Origin of the sequence: uncultured Campylobacter sp. (genome assembly GCF_938031315.1) — a bacterium.
In the GTDB taxonomy this organism is placed as follows: Bacteria; Campylobacterota; Campylobacteria; order Campylobacterales; family Campylobacteraceae; genus Campylobacter_B.
Genome location: NZ_CALHHT010000084.1, coordinates 1 through 5,159, shown reverse-complemented (window position 1 = coordinate 5,159; position 5,159 = coordinate 1). Strand labels below are relative to the sequence as shown.

The following is a 5,159-nucleotide window of genomic DNA, read 5'->3' as shown; positions in this document are numbered from 1 at the left end:
CAGCGAACGTTAATTTTTCAGCGTTAAGAAATTTAGCTAGCAATGAACTATTTTTATTCTATATAGATAGCCCCAGAGGCAGCTGATGAAACATGTGCTGCATATCTTTTTAGATATCCTTTAACATTAGGCTCATAAGGTTTTAATTCTGCTTTTCTTCTTGCTATTTCTTCATCAGAAAGTTTTACATTTATTTTTCTATTTGGAATATCTATTTCAATAATATCTCCATCTTGAACTATTGCTATTGTTCCACCAGCAGCAGCTTCAGGTGATACATGCCCAATAGATGCTCCTCTTGTTGCTCCTGAGAATCTTCCATCAGTTATAAGGGCTACATCTTTTCCTAAGCCCATACCAGCTATTGTAGCAGTAGGTGCAAGCATTTCTCTCATTCCAGGTCCACCTTTTGGTCCTTCATATCTGATAACAACAACATCTCCAGCAACTATTTTCTTTTCTCTCATTGCCTTTATAGTTTCTTCTTCACTGTTAAATACTTTTGCAGGTCCAGAGTGAACAAGCATTTCTTTATCAACTGCTCCTTCTTTTACAACACAACCATCTTCTGCAAGATTTCCTTTAAGAACTGCAATTCCACCTGTTGTGTAAGCTGGTTTATCCCAAGGTTTGATTACATCGTCATCATTAATGAATGCATCTTTTGCCAATTCTCCTTGTGTTTGCAATGCTACAGTTTTTGCATCTCCATGTAATCTTTCATTTTCAAGTAATCTCTTCATAACTCCAGTAACTCCACCCGCTCTATACAAGTCTTCAATGAAGTATTCTCCAGATGGCGATAATTTACAAATTTGACGAGTTTTTTGCGCAATTTCATTAAAATCACTTAAAGTCAAGTCAATTCCAGCTTCATGAGCAATCGCAGGTAAATGCAGAGCTGTATTAGAAGATCCTCCAAGTGCCATATCCACTGCAACTGCATTTTCAAACGCTTCTCTTGTCAAAATGTCGCTCGGTCTTAAATCTGCTTTTAAAACTGCTAAATTCGCTTTTAAATTTGCGTTTGAAATTTTAAAATTCACGGCGCGATGCCTATTGGAATTTATATCATAATCTGCGTTAGAAATTATATCGAGATCTGCACTAGGGCGTATGTCGTAGTAAGTCATACTTTGGTTTATGCCGTGACCCTTGACGAGATTTATGTCATAATCCGCACTAAAATCTATGTAGCGTCCTGCCTCGCAATTCGTACTCGTAGCGTTTTGGTTTTTAAAATTTAGGCTTTTAAAATTTTGATTTTTTAAATTTTTACCCACTCCGCTCGGCGTTGCTTCGGCGCTTAATCTTTCGAGGCAAACGGCTTCGGCGGAACGCGCGCAGCAAAGAGCTGCGCCTGCTCGCGCGAGATTTGTGCGGATCCAAAAAAGAGCGCGGGCAGGCTGTGAAATTTTTAAATTTTAACGTAGCTTCATTTTTTATCATGCGAGCTAAATTTTACGCACCATCATTTTGCGCGCTAGAATTTTTGGCACCTTGATTTTTGCCGTTAGAATTTTCGGCACCCTGATCTTCGCTGTTAGAATTCTGCGAGGCGGAATTTTTAGAATTATATTTTTTGATATCGGAATTTTCTGTAGCCGAAGCATTTACGCTCGCATTTTTGCCATTAGAATTTTCGTCGATTAAATTTATTCTTTGCAGAATTTTAAATCTGGATTACCCGCCCTATTATTTCATCACATCATCGCGGGTTATTTACGTAAAATTTCACCTATTAAAAATTTGGACGCAAAATTCCACCTGCGAAATCTCGATAAAATTTTGCCATTAAATTACGAAACGAAATTCTACCTCGCAATTCCGCCGCTATTTCTTGGCGATTTTATAGTAGCCGTCCTTAAAAACAACCTTACCCGCATCCGCAAGGCGCTTTAAAAGCTGTGCGCTCGCTTCGTCAAACATCGCCTCCACGTCGCTCGTGCGCTGCGGACGACGTGCCAAAGTATGCAATATCTCATCCTCGCTAAAACTTAACCGTTCGCTTGCGTATTTGGGCGCGGCGATGATATTTACGTTTTGATTTTCGATGAAAGTGGCTAGGTAGCGCAGCTGCGCTTCGCTCACCCCCTCTACGCGGTATGCGGGCGGACGATCTATAGTGCCAATATCTACGCGGTGCGGATTGATGCGAGCTAAAGCCGCATTCAGCGCCGCAAAGTCCTCCTGCGTGTCGTTTAGCCCGCGCACGACTAGGATTTCGATATCAAGCTCGCCGCGAAACTCACGCGCAAAATCCGCGATCGCGCTTACGATATCCTCGGCGTCAATGCCCGCGTGCGGGCCGTCTACCTTGCGAAAGCTCCTCGCAAGTACGCTATCTAGCGAAAATTTGCAGATATCAAGCTTCGCTAGCGCCGCGCTGTTTTCGCGCACGAGCGAGCCGTTTGACAAAACGAGTAGCTTCTGCGGCAGACGCAGCGCTTTTAGCGCGTCCACGAGCTCTGCAAAGCGCGGATGCAGCGTGGGCTCGCCGTTTGCCGTGATCGTGATGACGTCAATGCCTGCGTGGTTTTGCAGCGCGGTTTTCAGCTCGGCGATGACCGGGCCGATCTCACAGGGCTCGCTCATCGCACTTACCGGCTTGCCCGCGCCCAGCTCGCAATAGACGCAGTTGAAGTTGCACTGCTTGCGCTGCGGGCTAAGATCGATGCCGAGGCTGCGCCCGAACCTACGCGAGGTGACGGGCCCGAAAATATATCTCATTTTTGCTCCATGATTTGATTTGCGGGGTTTGCTTGCGCGCAGAATTTTGCTTTAAATTTTACTTTGCGGAATTTAATTTTCAAAATTTTAATTTGAAATTCTGCCTCGTGAAATTTTATTGAAATTTGCTTTTAAAAATTTAGCTAGGAAATCCCGCTTTTAAATTTTACGTAGCAAGTTTATACCGATCTTAAGCCTCGCGCCAATAACGCTTTGCATCGAGCCTTGAAAATTCTACGTAGCAAATTTATGCCTTGAAATTTAACTTCCGCACGCTGAAATTTGGCGCTACTTTTATGCGAAATTTCATTTCCGCGCACCGCCCCCGCAGGGACGGAATTTTAAACTTAGAGCTTTGAATTTATCCTTAAATTTAGGGGGCTGTGCGAAATTCATAAAAAATTCACCTTATGTGCGGACGAGCGAGCTTTGAAATTCCAAAATTCCCAGAATTTTGCTAAAATTGCGGGCAAATTTAAAGAAGGGCGAAATTTTGACTATTTACGATTTGGAGCGCCTGCGGCTGGACGCGAAAAAGCACGTGGAGCAGCTAAAGCTGCTCGCCGTCATAAGCACGATCGCCCTGTTTGCGGTATTCGGCGTCATCGCGTATTTTGTGCGCAGGCAGGGCGTGCAGAGCTCTAGCGCGACGATGCTTATGCTGCTGGCGGTCGCCTCGCTCGCCGTGAGCCTGCGCGAGGTGCACTTAAACGGCTGGCAAAAGGATCTCATCGGCACGGAAAATATTTTGAAATTTGGCGCGGTCGCGATCTCGTTTTTGATCTTCAAATACTCCGCAGCCTTGCCGCAGGCGTTGATAGGCTTGGCTGCGCTCGCGCTTGGGGCGTGGCTAGCGGCGCGGCTTTACGCGCTCGGCGTAAAAAGCATGCAAGAGATCTTTACGGGGCGGTATCGCCAAAGCTACAAGCAGCACTATCTGGCGCCTTTCGTGCGCGAGCTGGGCTACGAATACGTCTCCTACGGCAGCGTGCCGTTTTGGCGCGTGGTGCAGAGCGATCTGTTCGAGTTCATCGAAAATCTGCGCGGCAACGACCGCGTGGGCGGCGCGTGGCAGGGGGTGAGCTTCGAGTTTAGCGACGTGAGCTTTTTTCATCAAAATTTGCAGCACGAGCTCGCGGGGGCGTTTTTCGTAGCGGAATTTAACAAACGCATCATCGCGCCCGTTTTCATCTATCCGCGCGAGATACAAAACAAACAGCACATAGGTCTAAAGCCCGTTGCGATGGATAACGTGGAGTTTGCCGCGCGCTACAAGGTGCTAAGCGATGAGCCGCAAAACGCGATGTACGTGCTAACGCCCGCATTTATGGAGCGGTTTTTGGCGGTGGGCGACGCGATGGGAGCGCAGATCTGGGCGAGTATCAGAGAGCGGCGGATCCATATTTTCGTGCACACCGGGCGCGATAATTTCGAGCCTAGCGTCTATGAAAGCGTGCTGCGCCGCGACCCCGCAAGCGAGATAAAGAGCGAAATTTTAAACTTTTTGAGTATCGTTAAAATTTTAAAACTGAATGTGAGGATTTGGATTTAATAAAATTTGAGCGGTATTTTTGCTAAAAATTTTTAACTCTTAAAAGATAATTTGGTCCGTCTAGTTCTTTATTAAATTTTGATTTCATACGAGGCTATTTTGTAAATGTTTATCGCTTAGCTGCTTATCAAATTCTTGCTTTACGTCTAAACCTGCTTCCTGCTTATATAAAAATTTGTGGCCGGATTTTGTCTAAATTTTTTCCCGTTTTTAGTAGAAAATAGGTTTTTAGCTCCTTGTATTCGCTGCTCGTTAAAATCGAGGCGTCGATAATGAAATGCTTATCAAAGATGATCAAACTATCGCCGCTTAGCATATCCAGTCCAAGCCCTAGCCCGTTTACTAATCTAAAAATCAGTAGCGGAAGAATGCCGAGCCCAAATGCTATCAGTACCACGAATGGGGCTATCGCATAGCCCTTAAAGTAAAAAACCGCGGACATCAAAACGAAGTAGATCATAACGACGCTAATTACAAACTTTTTTGTGATTGTCGGCAATTGGGGTTGGGAAGGCCCAAAGGTTCGTTTTATCCCCACTATATTTGATAATTTTATTTCGAGCAGGACTAAATTCTTCTTCGTAGAAAAATACTCTATGGCGGAATTCTTAAATTTAATATAGCAGCTTCCGAGCTCTTTTGGTTGCCTAGTTAGCTCTCCGGGATGCCTATACGGGGAGAGGTATGAAATAATATCTAAAAGAAATAGAAACGGTAGATATAGCTTTATCATCTCTATTGCGTTGTCTTTGATGATTATCGGATATTTGTCGTAGTCTCTAGACTCGGCTTTTTCTAGCGTAGTGCTGATTTTAAATTTATCCAAATTTAGCTCTTTATAAATAGAATTTTAAAGCGTTTTATATGCTCCAAAATA

The 5,159-nt window shown here is 44.3% G+C and carries 4 protein-coding genes; 1 reads left to right on the top strand and 3 read right to left on the bottom strand.

The features are described 5' to 3' along the window. Positions 1-53: 53 nt before the first annotated feature. Both Q0236_RS02285 and Q0236_RS02280 read right to left on the bottom strand, forming a co-directional pair. A complete protein-coding gene (locus Q0236_RS02285) occupies positions 54-1,133 on the bottom strand; it encodes a dihydroxy-acid dehydratase (RefSeq protein WP_297914585.1) in 1,080 nt (359 codons plus the stop codon). Positions 1,134-1,833: 700 nt separating this feature from the next. Continuing rightward, positions 1,834-2,730 carry a radical SAM protein gene (locus tag Q0236_RS02280; RefSeq protein WP_297914582.1) on the bottom strand — a complete coding sequence of 299 codons (897 nt, stop codon included), beginning with the start codon at positions 2,728-2,730 and terminating at the stop codon, positions 1,834-1,836. 493 nt (positions 2,731-3,223) lie between these two features. Between Q0236_RS02280 and Q0236_RS02275 the strand changes: the two genes are divergently transcribed. Next, on the top strand, positions 3,224-4,282 hold the full coding sequence (locus tag Q0236_RS02275; RefSeq protein ID WP_297914579.1) for a DUF3137 domain-containing protein: 1,059 nt from the start codon (positions 3,224-3,226) through the stop codon (positions 4,280-4,282). Positions 4,283-4,445: 163 nt separating this feature from the next. Here Q0236_RS02275 and Q0236_RS02270 read toward each other — a convergent pair whose 3' ends face one another. After that, positions 4,446-5,108: a hypothetical protein gene (locus Q0236_RS02270; protein WP_297914575.1), complete on the bottom strand. Its 663-nt coding sequence runs from the start codon at positions 5,106-5,108 to the stop codon at positions 4,446-4,448. Between the last annotated feature and the right edge of the window lie 51 nt (positions 5,109-5,159).